This is a genomic window from Microbacterium sp. SS28 (genome assembly GCF_022761035.1).
Taxonomy (GTDB): domain Bacteria; phylum Actinomycetota; class Actinomycetes; order Actinomycetales; family Microbacteriaceae; genus Microbacterium.
Genome location: NZ_JAKWJP010000003.1, coordinates 20,756 through 34,822, shown reverse-complemented (window position 1 = coordinate 34,822; position 14,067 = coordinate 20,756). Strand labels below are relative to the sequence as shown.

The following is a 14,067-nucleotide window of genomic DNA, read 5'->3' as shown; positions in this document are numbered from 1 at the left end:
GCGAACGGTCTACTTGGTGCTGAACGCCGCGTCGAAGGCGGCGGCCGGCGGGGTGATGTCGGCGAGCCTCCGCACGAACGCGAGCGCCTCGGGTGCGCCCACGAGGCGGTCCATCCCCGCGTCCTCCCACTCGACGCTCGTCGGACCCTCGTAGCCGATCGCGTTGAGGGCACGGAAGAGCGGCTCCCACCGGACAGCCCCATGGCCGGTCGAGACGAACGTCCATCCACGGCGCGGGTCGGCCCACGGCCGGTGCGACCCGAGCACGCCGTTGCGGCCGTCCAGGTTCGTGGTGGATTCCTTCACGTGGACGTGGAAGATGCGCTCGGCGAAATCCAGCACGAACGCGATGTAGTCCAGCTGCTGCCAGACGAAGTGCGACGGGTCGAAGTTGAACCCGAAGCTCTTGCGGTGTCCGATCGCGTCGAGCGTGTCTTTCGCGGTCCAGTAGTCGTAGGCGATCTCGGAGGGGTGCACCTCGAGCGCGAACCGCACGCCGACCTCTTCGAACACGTCGAGGATCGGATTGAAGCGGTCGGCGAAGTCCTGATAGCCGCGCGCGATGAACTCCTCGGAGGCCGGCGGGAACATCGCGACGGCCTTCCAGATCGACGAGCCCGAGAAGCCGTTGACGGTCTTCACCCCGAGCTTCGCGGCGATGCGGGCCGTGTTCTTGAGGTCTTCCGCCGCACGCTGGCGCACGCCTTCGGGATCGCCGTCGCCCCACACGCGATCGGACAGGATGTCGCGGTGGCGGTCATCGATCGGGTCGTCGCAGACGGCCTGGCCGGTGAGGTGGTTCGAGATCGCGTGCACAGCCAATCCGTTGCGTTCGAGGATGTCGAGCCGGCTCTGCACGTACTCGGCGTCATCCCACCGCGAGACGTCGAGGTGGTCGCCCCAGCAGGCGATCTCGAGGCCGTCGTAGCCCCACTCGCCCGCGAGTCGCGCCACCTCTTCGAACGGCAGATCGGCCCACTGGCCGGTGAACAGGGTGACAGGACGTGCCATGGCTGTTTCCTTCGGGAGATTTCTTCAGACGGATGCCGGGACGCCCGCGGCGGTGCGGATCCAGGCGGAATCGTTCTCGCTCGACCGCTCCACGGCGTCGAGCACGCGCTGCACCGAGAGGCCTTCGGCGAAGGTCGGGTGCGGATCGGTGCCCTCGGCGATCGCGGTCACCAGGTCGACGACCTGGTGGCTGAAGCCGTGCTCGTAGCCGAGCATGTGACCGGCGGGCCACCATGCGCCGACATACGGGTGCTGCGCCTCGGTGACCAGGATCTTCGTGAAGCCCTGGCGGTCGCCGGGGGTGGTGCGGTCGTAGAACTGCAGGCTGTTGAGGTCTTCGAGGTCGAACGCGAGCGCGCCCTTGTCGCCGGAGACCTCGATCGTGAGGGCGTTCTTGCGCCCCGTCGCGAAGCGGGTGGCCTCGAACGAGACGAGAGCGCCGTCCGACAGCCGGCCGGTGAAGAGCGCGACGTCGTCGACAGTGACTTCGCCGAAGCCCTCGCCCGCCGTGCCCGCGAGGCCCGAACCGGAACCGAGGAGCGGCCGCTCCTTGACGATCGTGTCGGTCGTGCCGGAGACCGCGTCGACCGTCTGCCCGGTGACGAACTGCGTCATGTCGATGATGTGCGCGCCGATGTCGCCCAGCGCCCCCGACCCGGCGTGCTCCTTCTGCAGTCGCCACGCGAGCGGCATCGCGGGATCGACGAGCCAGTCCTGCCGGTACGCGGCGCGCACCTGCTGCACGGTGCCGACGACGCCCTCTGCGATGAGGTCGCGCAGGAATGTGACCGCGGGAACCCGACGGTAGGTGAACCCGACCATCGACCGCACCCCGCGCTCGGCGGCGCGGGACGCGGCATCCGTCATCGCCTCCGCCTCTTCGACGGTGTTCGCGAGCGGCTTCTCGACGAGCACGTGCTTGCCGGCGTCGAGCGCCGCGATCGCGATCTCGGCGTGCGAGTCGCCGGGGGTCACGATGTCGACGATGTCGATGTCGTCGCGCGCGATGACCTCGCGCCAGTCGGTCGCCGACTCCGCCCAGCCCCATTTCGCACCGGCGGCGGCCACGGCATCCGCGTTGCGACCGACGATCACCGCCATCTCGACGGCAGCCGGCAGGTCGAACATGCGCGGCGCCTGGCGCCACCCGACCGAGTGGGTGGCCCCCATGAAGCCGTACCCGATCATCGCGACCCGGAGGGGCCGCGTGGATCCGGCGGTCATGCCAGCACGACCTCGCGCTCGACCGGGACGCGGTTGGTCACGTAGCGACCGGGGCCGCCGTCGACGCCGGGCATGATCTGCATGTAGAGCAGGCGCATCGTCAGCACGACCTCGATCGTGAGCTTCTCGCCGGGCTCGGGCGAGCGGCCGAGGTCGATCACGACGTCGGGCCGGTCCGCGACGAACCACAGGGTGTCGGACTGCTCGGGCAGCTCCTCGACCCGGTAGCTGCGTCCTTCCAGCTCGAAGCGGAGTCGATCTGTGGGGATCGCTTCGCCGTTGACGGTCGCGGCGACGCCGTCGACCGCCGACAGCCAGAGGCTGCGGTACCAGGGGAGCTGCACGGAGACGGCGACGCCGCTCTCGGTGCGACGGACGTCCTTCTCGGAGAAGAGGGAGTTGTGGGTGGCCATGGCGCTTCCTTACGCGAAGGTGTCGGTGAACGTGTCGTGCGCGACCGGCGGCACCGGCTCGAGCTTCTGGACCGTCGAGGGGCTGTACGGGTGGTTCTCACTCGGCGCGGGCTCGTCGGCAGGGGGCATGAAGACGGGCTTGCCGTCGTCGCCGAAGTACATGAGGTCGAGGTCGAAGGCGCCCTGGTTCTTCTCGCCGAAGCTGACCCAGTTCTCTTCGAACGGTGCGCGGGCCAGTTCGTAGCAGCGGAACTTCCAGATCTTCCACTCGCCGTCCTGGCGCAGGAAGTCGATCGCGTACTTGCACCAGACCCAGTGCGCCCAGACCTTCTTGCCCTGCACCTCGTCGGGCGAGTACATGTCGGGGAACGCCTTGGCGACCTCGGGATCGGTCAGGCCCGACTCCGTGCCGGCCATGAGCCAGACGCCCTTCGCGGTCTCGCCGTCGGCGGCGACCTCGATGACGGGAGTCGTGGTGGCGTGGAGGATGAGCTTGCCCACGGGAGCCGGCCGGCCGCGGTGATAGCGGACGACGCTCTCCCACGTCGTGTACTGCCCCGCGTTCGTGTAGCGCGCGCGGATGCCGTCCGTGCCGGGCGCGACCCAGAGCGGGATGATCTGCTCGTCCTGGAACGCGTTGTGCAGATACATGTAGCGGCTGAAGAGGTTCTCGACCTCGCCGCGATCGGATGCTCGACGGGCGAGCGCCTGCGCCGCGGCGACGTCTTCGCGCAGGCGCGAGACCTCGGCGACGAGGTCGGCGATCGAGAGATCCGCGACGGTGTCAGACACGTGTTGCCTCCCTCGCGGCGACGGTGTCCTCGATGGCACGCGTCATGAGCACGTGCTGCTTCTTCACGAGGTCGATGGGGTCGGACTCGCCGAGGTCGGAGAAGGCGTGACCCTCCCACTCGCTCGAGAGGTACCCCTGGTAACCGCCCTCGACGAACTGGCGCACGATGCGCGGGATGTCCATCGCGGGCTCTTCGCCGTCGGCGCCGATGTCGTAGAACTTCGCGTGCACGTGGAAGATCTGCGGCATGATGTCGAGCCACTCCTCGGGCGGCACGAGTCCGTGCATGTTGAACGCGAGACGCGTGAACGGGCCGAAGGTGAGCGGATCGACTCCTTCGCCCGAGAGGTAGTCCTCGAACTTCTGGTTGCGCACGTGCATCGGGGTCGGCTCGTGCCAGATCTCGTCCATGACCGAGAAGTGCTTCTCGTCCATGCCCATCTGCCCGAGGGTCCGCAGGAGCGTCGGCGAGAGCGAGTGCATCGTCGACGAGAAGTCGGCGGTGAAGCCCAGGCGGTCGGACTGCAGCTCGTCGTACATCTCGCGCATCTGCAGCACCTGCGGGTTGTTCGGCCCCGACGGCGCGTGGATCTCGTAGCCGAGCTTCTGGTCGTACTTCTCCGCGAGCGGCAGGAGACTGCGCAGCAGCTCCTTGCCGTGCGACCGGATGACGACCTTCTTGAATCCCAGCGTGTGCGCGGTCTTCAGCTGACGCGCGAGGAATTCGTGCTCCTCGTCGGGCGTCATGTCGCGATCCTTGCGGCGCCCCATGTCGAGGTTCGTGCCGACGGCGCTCGCCTCGAGCCCGTACTTGTCCAGAGAGTCGAACCAGAGCTTCACGAAGGCGGCGTCGACGTCGGGATACGTGCGCAGCAGCTGCGCGATGTTGAACTCGACGCCGGGCCCGATCCCGTGCTCGGCGACGGCGGCGATGAGCGTCTCGGGCGTGTACAGCCCCGCCGCGAACTCGCTCGTCATCGAGTACAGCGTCGTTCCGAGCTTGATGCCCGTGCCGGCGATGCCGTTGTCGGCGGTCATGAATTCACTCCTTCGGTGGTCGGGAGCCACTGCGCGAGCTGCGCGCGGGCGGATGCGGCATCCGTCGTCATACGGGAACCGGCCGCTTCCGCGGCCGAGCGCTGCACGGCCTGCTCGTCGCGGATGATCTCGAACGGCGACTGCCAGTAGTTCCAGTGCCAGCCCTCGTACTCGCTCGAGATCGCGCCGTTGTAGCCGTTCTCGACGAGCAGGGTGACGAGATCGCGGACGGGGACCGACGGCTCTTCGCGGTTCTCGTCGATGCCGAAGAACTTGCCGTGGACGTGCTTGATCCACGGGAAGATCTCGAGCCAGTCGTCGACGCGCGCGGGGCCGAACAGGCCCGTGCCGTTGATGCCGAAGTCGATGCCGAGGTCGGGGCGGCCGTTCTGCGCCGCGAGGCCGATGAACCGGCCGAAGCGCTGGCCGTGGTCGGCCTGGTCGGCGGGCGGACCCTGCTGGTAGAACTCGTCCCACAGCGCGACGACCTTGCCGAGCAGCTCCTCCGACGCGCCGCGCCGGCGGTACGCCTCGATGAGCGACGGGGCGAAGCCCGAAACGGTGGCGCCCCAGTCCATCGTGAAGCCGAGGAAGGGCGAGCCGACCTTCTCATAGCGGTCGCGGAGCGCGAGGATGCGCGGGTGCGACGCGTACTGGTCGGCGTGCACCTCGAGCGCGAGAGTCACGCCGTGCTCCTCGGCGATCGGCGCGAGCGCCTCCATCGAGTCGGGCGTGATCGAGATCTGCACGCGTGCGATCGGGAAGCCGAGCTTCGCTGCCGCCTTGATCTGCAGCGTCATGTAGTCGATGAGCTCGTCCTGGTTCAGCAGGCGATCGCGGTGGATGCCGACATCCGCGTTGACCGCGAGCGAGGTCGTGACCAGGCCCGTCTCGGCGATGAGGTCGCGGAACCAACCCGCGTAGGCGTCGTCGATCGCGGGGAAGCCGCGGAAGCTCGAGAAGCCGATGATCTCGAGCCCCGGGCCGTAGCCCTCGGCCGCGACCTTGCGGACGAGACCCTCGAGGTCGTACTCGCGGCCGTGGAAGGCGCGCGTGAAGCTGTAGAGCGTGACGCCCTGGATGGGCGAACCGAGGGCGGTCATGCCGCCACCGCCTTCCGTGCCGTCATCGTCTTGGCGTCGCGCTCCTCGATGTGGAGCACCTCGTTCGCGCCGATGACGATGTAGGGGATGTACAGGACGAGGCCGACCTCGACCCGGTGTTCGGTCGCGTCGTCGGCCAGGGCGATGTCGCCCGAGAGCACGGCGGAGTCGGTCGGGAACCACCATTCCGAGGTGTCAGGCACGAGCTCTTCGAACGTGAAGGTGCGGCCGTTCATCTCCCAGCGGAGCGACTCCGCGGGAGCGGCGACGCCGTCGACGGTGAGCGTCGCGCCGGCGATGCAGGATGCCGGGAGCGCCCGGTACCAGGGCAGCCGCACTTCGACCGCGGCGCGCGCGCCGTCGGTCGTGAGCGTTCCCTGCTCGATGATGCGATCGGGGATCACAGGAGCCTCCTTGACTACTTTGTCCTTGTTTCTACACTCTAATGTCTAAATCAGACATAAGCAACATTTTGTTGTCGCCGACGCGTTTCGACCGCGGCGCACGCCTCAGACGAGCTCGCGGGCGATGGACCGCGCGCCGCGGACGGCGAGCGCGACCGACGTCAGAGTCGGGTTGCACGCCGTCGCGGTCGGGATCACGCCGTTGCCGGCGACGAAGAGCCCCGCAGTCCCCCACACCTCGCTGTCCGGTGAGCACACGCTCCGGCCGTCATCGGTCTCGCCCATGCGCGTCGTGCCCTGGTAGTGCAGCGAGGCACCGAGCGGCATCATGAACGGCCGGTCGTCGAGCGGTTCGCCGATCGCCTTGCCGAGGCGGACGATCTCGGCCTTGGCCCGCTCGATCACCTCGTGATCGTGAGACGTGAGCCGGTAGTGCACCGTCGGCGACGGCATCCCGTATCCGTCGACCTCGTCGTCCGAGAACTCGACGCGGTCCGACGCCTGCAGGTCCTTGGCGCAGAACAGCCCGAGCCCGACGATCGAGCCGGGCGCCGCCGGGTCATCGTCAGCGAGCTTCACGGGAGACGCGTCGAGCTGCATGACCTGCCCGTGGAACGGCAGCTCGTCAGTGAACGGCACCCACGTGACGCCGCTGTACTCGCTGAGTCCCGTCGCGGCGGCGGGGTCGCTCTCGTCGGCGGGGACGAAGTCGCGGATCCGCACCGCGAACACGATCTGCGCCTGGTCGTTGAGGTATCGCCCGAGCGCATCGGGACGGATGCCGGATGCCCACAGCACCTGCGGCGTGCGCAGCGCGTCGGCCGCGACGACGACGAACCGCGCCCGCACCTCGTGGGTCTCCCCTGAGCGCCGGTCGGTCACCGCGACGCCCACGGCTCGACCGTCCTCGGTGAGGACCCGGGTCACGAGCGACTCGTCGTAGAGGGTGAAGTTCTCGTTGCCGCGGGTCTCGTCACCCAGGACGACATCCGAGCCCGACCACACGAGGCGGCCGTCGTCGCGCCGGTGGACGGCGAGCGGCATCCGCTGCACCTTCGCGTGGTCGTCGCGCCCCTCGTCCGCGGCCGCAGCCAGTCGGCCCCGCACGAGAGAGGCGTGCGGGGAGCTGTCGAAGGCGTCGGTCGTCACTCCGAGCAGCCGTTCGCCCTCCGCCAGAAGGTCGTCGAAGACGCCCGCCTCGTCGAGGAAGTCGATGCGCTCGCTGTCGTTCGGACGTGGGCAGGCGCCTGTCCAGTGCGCCGCCATCCCGCCGACGTTGCTCGACATCGCCGCGACGGGCAGACCGTCCTCGCCGTCGACCTGGTAGCCGCGCTCGAGCAGGAACGTGCCGGGCCGTGCGCGGCGCTGCGTCGTCTTGACGATGCCGCCCACCCGGTCGCCGTCGTCGTGCGCCGCCGGCCCTTCCGACCGCAGCTGTGCAACGGCCCGCTCGTCGGGATCGCCGATGTTCTTGACGTGCGCTCCCGGCGGGTTCGAGACGGTCGGCCCGACCTCGAACATCGCAATGACGGCATCCGGAGCCTGTTCGCTCAGGATGCGCGCATACGTCGCACCGGCCGGACCGCTGCCGACGATCGCGACGTCGACTTCGGCGGGATACCTGCTCACGCCGTGGCCGCCACTGCGCGGATGAGGGCGACGGATGCCTCGGACTCGACGGTCGGGTAGTACTCGAGGCCGATCGGGCCGTCGTAGCCGGCGCCGCGGAGGATTCCGAGGCGCTCGGCCCAGTCGAGCGTTCCGCTGCCCGGCTCGCCGCGACCGGGGGTGTCGGCGAGCTGCACGTAGGCGACGAGCGAGCCGGCGTTCGCGAGCTCGGCTGCCATGTCCTCGCCCTCGACGGCCGAGTGATAGATGTCGTAGAGGATGCCGAAGTGGGGCGAGTCGACGCCGCGCGCGATGTAGACGGCCTCGCTCGTGCGATCGAGGAGCGAGCCGGGGTGGTCGACGCGGACGTTGACGGGCTCGAGCGCGAGCGTGATGCCGGAGCCGTCGATCTGCGCGATCGCCTTCTGGTAGATCTCGATGAGCTTGTCGAGCTGCACCTGGCGCTTCCAGCCGCCGAACCCGGTACCGCTGCCGACCACCATGCGCGGCGTGCCGAGGAAGTGCGCGATCTCGACGCCCTCGTCGAGCTTGCGGAAGAACTCGGAGTGATCCCACGGCGGGATCATGAACTGCGTGCGGGGCTCGGCGAGCTGCGCCGTCAGCTGCGTGCCGGTCTCTTCGAGGGCGGCCTTCAGTGCGGGAAGGTCCTTCGGCGTCGAGGGGGCGTCCACGCCGGTCGGCCCCCACATCTCGACGGCGGTGAAACCGGCTGCCGCGGCGGCGCGCACGCGGTCGTGGTAGTCGCCGGCCTCGGTGAAGAGGAGTTCGATATTGGGTGCGAGCTGGTACACGGGAATCTCCTGGGTCAGAACATCGGGTGGTCGTGGGCGGCATGCACGGGAACCTGCTGAAGCACGTCCCAGTGCTCGACGATCCGGCCGCTCTCGAATCGGTAGATGTCCGCGACCGCGGCGTCCGGAGCGCCGGGGCGGGAGGCTTTCACATGCACCATCGCCAGGTCTCCGTCGACCAGCATCCGCTGAACTTCGAAGCGCGCGTCCGGAGATCCGTCGAACTTCGGGGTGAGCATCTCGATCGCGGCCGCTGGGCCGTCGGCGATGGTCGGATTGTGCTGGCGGTAGTCGTCCGAGACGGCGTAGGCGAAGGCATCCGCCACACGCTTCTGCGTGTAGAAGAGGTCGACGAACGTCTCGAACGCCGCCCGGTTGTCGGCGCTCATGTGCGGTGTCAGCCCTTCAGCCCTTGAGCCCGCCGGCGAAGCCCTGGATGAACTTCTTCTGGGCGAACATGTAGAAGAGCAGGATCGGGACCATCGAGATGATCACGACGGCGAAGATCTTGTTCCACGCCGACACGAGTCCGCCGACGTAGGTGTACATCGCGACCGGGAGCGTCTGCGTCGTCGATCCGCCGAGGAAGATCAGCGAATTGAAGAAGTCGTTCCAGACGATGAGGCCCGCGAGGATCGCGACGGTTCCGGTCGCGGGAGCCATGAGCGGCAGCACGACGCGGAAGAACGCCTGCGTGGGCGATGCCCCGTCGATGACGGCGGCCTCTTCGTACTCGGTCGTGAGACCGCGGAAGAAGCTCGCGTAGAGGAACACCGACAGCGGCAGCAGGATGCCGATCCACAGCAGGATCATGCCGACCGCGTTGCCCGTGAGACCGACCGTGCGAGCCCCGATGTACAGCGGTACGGTGCCCAGCTGCGCGGGCAGGATGATCGCGATCAGGACGAGATAGAAGGTCAGGTTCGTCCAGGCACGGGTGCGGCGGGTGATCACGTAGGCCGCGACGGATCCCAGCAGGACGAGTCCCGTGATCGCACCGGCGGTGATCAGGATGCTGTTCAGGATGCTCAGCGGGATGTTGTTTCGGCCGCCGGCGGTGAGCACTTCGATGAACGCGCCGAAGTTCAGCGATGCCGGCGGTGCGACCGCGCTCGTGGTGAGTGCCTCCTGGTCGCCCTTGAAGGCGGTCGCGATGAGGAAGTAGAACGGCAGCAGCCAGATCAGCGTGACGACCCAGATGAGGACTTCGCGAACGGCGGTGAGCTTGGTGTAGCGGAACATGTCAGACCCTTCCGACGGCGTCGCGGTCGCGGGTGGCGTATTGCTGGAGAATCGCGAACACGAGGATGATCAGCGTCAGCACGAGCGCGAGCGACGAGCCGAACCCGAACTGCCCGAGCGAGAATGCCTGCTTGTAGACCTGGGTCGCGAGGGTCTCGGTCGCACCGGCCGGGCCGCCGGCGGTGAGCGCGAAGATCTGGTCGAAGATGCGCAGGCCCTGGATGATGCCGAGCGTCGTCGCGATCGCGATCGAAGGGCGGATCGCCGGCACCGTCACGGCGCGGAACCGCTGCCAGATGTTCGCACCGTCCAGCGCCGCAGCCTCCTCGATCTCGACCGGGACCGAGGCCAGGCCCGCGAGATAGATGACCATGACGAAGCCGGTCTGCTGCCAGACGACAGTGAACAGGATCGCCCAGATCGACCATGTCGGGTCGGCGAGCCACACCTTCTGCAGGTCCGGCAGACCGATCAGCACGAAGAAGCCGTTCAGCGGACCGTTGAACTGGAAGATGAACTTCCAGATGTACGCGACCGCGAGCGGGCTCAGCACGACGGGCAGGAACAGGAGCGTCCGAAGGACATAGCGCGACTTGAGCGTGCGGTTGATCGCGAGCGCAAACCCGAGCCCGATGATGTTGGTCACGATGACCGACCCGAAGGCGAGGAACAGGGTGTTCCACACCGATCCGAGCAGCGTCGGATCCTGGAAGATCCGCACGAAGTTGTCGAGGCCGATGAACTCCCAGTCGCCCAGTCCGGTCCAGTTCGTGAAGGCGAAGAAGCCGCCCGTGAGGGTCGCGGCGTAGTGGACCGTGATGACGAGCACGATCGCGGGGAGAGCCCACCACCAGTGCCCGTAGCTGATGAGCGGCTTGCGGCCGCGGGGGCGCGGGGTGCGTCGTGCTTCAGGTGGCACCGTGAGGGTGCGAGTTGCGTCTCGCTCGATCGTCACTGTCATCTGCTCTCTGACCTCGTCGTCACGCGCCCACTTCGGCGCCTGGTGCAACGATCGCATACTTGTGTCGAAAGCACACATTAGTTCTACGGATATCGGATATAAGTGGCACGGACCCTTCGTAGAGTGCCGGGCGGGCGAGGATGAAGGCTGTGACCAAGCCGACGCCGCCGACTGCACCGCACGAGCTGTGGCGCGCCTTCATCGACCCGCCCGACGAGGCCCGGCCGCGGGCGTGGTGGCACTGGATGGACGGCAACATCGACCCCGCCGGCGTCGTGCGCGACCTCACCTGGCTGCACGACGTGGGTGTGCGCGGCGTGCAGCTCTTCGACGGCGGGATGGGCGTGCCGCTCGTCGTCCCCGAGCCGGTGCGGCCGGGGTCGGAGACATGGCGCGACGCCGTCGGCGCGGCATCCGACACCGCCGCGGAGCTCGGGCTCGAGCTCGCCGTCGCGACCTCCTCGGGATGGAGCGCGGCCGGCGGCCCGTGGGTCGAAGTCGCCGACGCGATGAAGAAGGTCGTGTGGTCCGAGACCGTCATCGAGTCGGGATCGGACGAGCACGCGCTCGCTCCGCTGCCGTCCGTCGCGGGTGCCTTCCAGGACTGCCCGCGCTGGGGCGCCCCCGCCGGCGCCGGCTGGTCCGTCGATTGGCGGGTTGTCGCTTTCCCTGCGGATCCTGCTCATGAACCTCTTCAGCCGCTGCGCGTGACATCGTCCGACTCCTCCGATGTCGACGCCGCACCGCTCACCGACGGCTCGTTCACCGGCGGCATCCCGCTCCCTCGTGATCCCGACGCCTGGTCGTCGACGTGGATCGAGCAGGAGTTCGCCGACCCCGTCACGGTCCGGTCGCTCACGATCGGACTCCCCGGCCCGCGCGGATTCGGCGCGGCACCCGCGCCCGAAGCCGTGCTGCAGGCGAGCGACGACGGCGTCGCCTACCGTGATGTCGCCGCGCTCGCGTCCACCTCGGTCCCCGCGCGGACGGCCTCCTTCCCGCCCGTCACGGCGCGCAGATTCCGGCTCGTGCTGTCGGGGGTGAGCGCGGCCGAGGCCCTCCCGCCCGTGGCAGACGGCGTGCGGGTGCCGCCCGTCCTCCGCCGGAGCGACACCTTCCTCGTCTCCCAGTTCGCGCTCCGCGCGGGCGGGCGCGTGCATCAGGCCGAGGTCAAGGCGGGCTTCGGGGTCATGCCGGACTACTACGCCGTCGATACGGATGAGCGAGTGGATGCCGCTCCCCTCGGCGCCGGCGACGTGCACGACGTCACCTCGTTCCTCGACGGCGACCGGCTCGCGTGGAACCCGCCGCCCGGACGCTGGCGCATCCTGCGGCTCGGGGCGTCGCTCACGGGACAGACCAACGGACCTGCGCTCCCCGACGCGACGGGCCTCGAGGTCGACAAGCTCGACGGGGAGCGGGTCACGGCGTACCTCCTGACGCACCTCGAGCGGTTCTCGGCGGGACGCTTCCGAGCCCTCCTGAGTGACAGCATCGAGTCGGGCTCGCAGAACTGGACCGACGCGATGCTCGAACGGTTCTGCGCGCGGCGCGGCTACGACCCGACACCGTGGCTGCCGGCGCTCGCCGGCTACGTCGTCGGCGGGGGCGCGGACTCCGATCGCTTCCTCTACGACTACCGCCGCACGATCGCCGAACTGCTCGCGGACGAGTACTACGGCACCCTCGCCGCAGAGGCGCACATCCGCGGCATGGCGTACTACGCCGAGGCGCTCGAAGACGGCCGTCCCCAGCTCGGCGACGACCTCTCGATGCGCGCGCACGCCGACGTGCCGATGGGCGCCATGTGGACGTTCGACCCCGAGGCGGGACCCGAGCCGACATACGTCGCCGACCTCAAGGGGGCGTCCTCCGTCGCGCACGTCTACGGCAAGGCGTGGACGGGCGCCGAGGCGTTCACGAGCTTCGACCGCCCATGGGCCTCTTCTCCCCGGAGCCTCAAGCACGTCGCCGACCTTCAGCTCGCGCTCGGCGTGACGCGGTTCTGCATCCACACGTCGGCGCACCAGCCTCTCGCCGCGCCGCCGCCCGGCATCGCGCTCGCGCCCTTCCTCGGGCAGGCATTCACGATCAACGAGACGTGGTGCGCGATGGCGCGACCCTGGATCGACTACCTCGCGCGGTGCAGCGCTGTGCTTTCGTCGGGCGAACCCGCCGTCGACGTCGCGGTGTTCGTCGGCGAGGAGGCGCCCGTGACGGGGCTCTTCGACGACGCGTACGACGAGACCGTGCCGCCGGGATTCGACTTCGACTACGTCGGGCCGGACGGCCTGGCGATCCTGCGCGTCGAAGACGGCGGGCTGCGGTCTGCGGGTGCGCGGTATCGCCTCCTCCTGCTCGGCGGCTCGAGCCGGCGCCTCACGATCGCGACCCTGCGCCGCATCGAGGACCTGCTCGACGCCGGCGCGACCGTCGTCGGCCTCCGGCCGGAGTGCTCGCCGTCGCTCGCGGACGACGGCGCGGAATTCGCGCGCCTCTGCGACCGGATCTGGGCGACGCCGCGCACGCACGGCCGGGTTCTCGAGACGCTCGATCTCGCCGAGGCGCTGCGCACGCTCGGGATCGCCCCCGCACTCGAGATCGAGGGAGCGCCGCTGCGGACGATCGCTCGCCTCATCGACGGGCAGCGTGTGACCTTCCTCGCGAACCCGGGCGGCGAGACGGTGCAGGTCCGCGTCACGGTCGCGGATGCCGTCGGCGGGCTCACCGCGTGGGATCCCGTCGCGCTCGGGGTGAGCCCCCTGCCCGAAGACGGAGTCTCGGACGCGCGGCGCACGTTCCGGCTCGAGCTGCCGCCGTTCGGGTCGGTCTTCCTCGTGCCCGAGGGACTCGTGCGCGACGGCCTGGCGGGCCACGGCCTCGCCGCCGCTGCGGCCGCGGGAGCGGCATCCGTCGACTCCGTCGTCCTCGATGAACCATGGCACCTCGCGCTGCCCGGGCGCGAAGTCGTCGCGCTCACCGGCCCCGGCCTCTGGACCGACATCGACGACGAAGCCCGCTGCTTCTCGGGCACGGGCGTCTACCGATCCGGCTTCCACCTCGACACCGTGGGAGAGGGGCGGATCCGCCTCGACCTCGGCGTCGTGCGAGACATCGCCCGCGTGATCGTCAACGGCGTGGACTGCGGCGTCGCGTGGACGGCGCCGTTCCTCGTCGATGCGACCGCCGCCGTGCGACAGGGACGCAACGAGATCGAGGTCGAGGTCGTGACGCCGTGGCGCAATCGGCTCATCGCCGAGGCCGGTGCTCCGTCGGGCGAGATCTTCGCGCCGATGACGCAGGTGTTCGAGCCGGATGCCGCACCCCTGCCCGCCGGCCTGGCAGGCCCGGTCCGAGTCCTCGTCGATATTCCGGGCTGACCGGCCGGAATCGCGGATCAGCGAGGTAATTGCCGCACATAAGCATTACTAATGTCAGAAACCTACATATCGTGCGAG

The 14,067-nt window shown here is 69.0% G+C and carries 13 protein-coding genes; 1 reads left to right on the top strand and 12 read right to left on the bottom strand.

Features of this window, described 5'->3' with window-relative positions:
- Positions 1-9: 9 nt before the first annotated feature.
- The 12 genes from MJ607_RS09365 to MJ607_RS09310 all read right to left on the bottom strand — a co-directional run bounded on the left by MJ607_RS09365 (position 10) and on the right by MJ607_RS09310 (position 10,609).
- Positions 10-1,011: a sugar phosphate isomerase/epimerase gene (locus tag MJ607_RS09365; protein ID WP_243075323.1), complete on the bottom strand. Its 1,002-nt coding sequence runs from the start codon at positions 1,009-1,011 to the stop codon at positions 10-12.
- A 24-nt stretch (positions 1,012-1,035) separates the two neighbouring features.
- On the bottom strand, positions 1,036-2,235 hold the full coding sequence (locus MJ607_RS09360) for a Gfo/Idh/MocA family protein (RefSeq protein WP_374238047.1): 1,200 nt from the start codon (positions 2,233-2,235) through the stop codon (positions 1,036-1,038).
- Complete coding sequence (locus MJ607_RS09355) at positions 2,232-2,648, bottom strand: DUF6379 domain-containing protein (protein ID WP_243075322.1); 417 nt, start codon at positions 2,646-2,648, stop codon at positions 2,232-2,234. Before MJ607_RS09355 ends, MJ607_RS09360 begins: the two co-directional genes overlap by 4 nt.
- 9 nt (positions 2,649-2,657) lie before the next feature.
- Positions 2,658-3,440, bottom strand: a complete 783-nt coding sequence (locus MJ607_RS09350) for a nuclear transport factor 2 family protein (RefSeq protein WP_243075321.1) — start codon at positions 3,438-3,440, stop codon at positions 2,658-2,660.
- Positions 3,433-4,479, bottom strand: a complete 1,047-nt coding sequence (locus MJ607_RS09345) for a sugar phosphate isomerase/epimerase (protein WP_243075320.1) — start codon at positions 4,477-4,479, stop codon at positions 3,433-3,435. The genes MJ607_RS09350 and MJ607_RS09345 overlap by 8 nt, the downstream gene beginning before the upstream one ends.
- Entirely contained in the window at positions 4,476-5,582 is a 1,107-nt protein-coding gene (locus MJ607_RS09340) for a sugar phosphate isomerase/epimerase (RefSeq protein WP_243075319.1), read from the bottom strand. Before MJ607_RS09340 ends, MJ607_RS09345 begins: the two co-directional genes overlap by 4 nt.
- Complete coding sequence (locus tag MJ607_RS09335) at positions 5,579-5,986, bottom strand: DUF6379 domain-containing protein (protein ID WP_243075318.1); 408 nt, start codon at positions 5,984-5,986, stop codon at positions 5,579-5,581. The genes MJ607_RS09340 and MJ607_RS09335 overlap by 4 nt, the downstream gene beginning before the upstream one ends.
- Before the next feature lie 105 nt (positions 5,987-6,091).
- Positions 6,092-7,615, bottom strand: a complete 1,524-nt coding sequence (locus MJ607_RS09330; protein ID WP_243075317.1) for a GMC oxidoreductase — start codon at positions 7,613-7,615, stop codon at positions 6,092-6,094.
- The gene (locus tag MJ607_RS09325; protein WP_243075316.1) at positions 7,612-8,406 is read right to left on the bottom strand and encodes a TIM barrel protein; all 795 of its coding nucleotides are present in this window, start codon (positions 8,404-8,406) and stop codon (positions 7,612-7,614) included. The genes MJ607_RS09330 and MJ607_RS09325 overlap by 4 nt, the downstream gene beginning before the upstream one ends.
- Positions 8,407-8,420: 14 nt before the next feature.
- The gene (locus MJ607_RS09320) at positions 8,421-8,795 is read right to left on the bottom strand and encodes a nuclear transport factor 2 family protein (RefSeq protein ID WP_243075315.1); all 375 of its coding nucleotides are present in this window, start codon (positions 8,793-8,795) and stop codon (positions 8,421-8,423) included.
- A gap of 16 nt (positions 8,796-8,811) precedes the next feature.
- The gene (locus MJ607_RS09315) at positions 8,812-9,648 is read right to left on the bottom strand and encodes a carbohydrate ABC transporter permease (protein ID WP_243075314.1); all 837 of its coding nucleotides are present in this window, start codon (positions 9,646-9,648) and stop codon (positions 8,812-8,814) included.
- A 1-nt stretch (position 9,649) separates the two neighbouring features.
- The gene (locus MJ607_RS09310) at positions 9,650-10,609 is read right to left on the bottom strand and encodes a carbohydrate ABC transporter permease (protein ID WP_243075313.1); all 960 of its coding nucleotides are present in this window, start codon (positions 10,607-10,609) and stop codon (positions 9,650-9,652) included.
- Positions 10,610-10,758: 149 nt separating this feature from the next.
- Between MJ607_RS09310 and MJ607_RS09305 the strand changes: the two genes are divergently transcribed.
- A complete protein-coding gene (locus MJ607_RS09305) occupies positions 10,759-13,989 on the top strand; it encodes a glycosyl hydrolase (RefSeq protein WP_243075312.1) in 3,231 nt (1,076 codons plus the stop codon).
- Positions 13,990-14,067 lie beyond the last annotated feature (78 nt).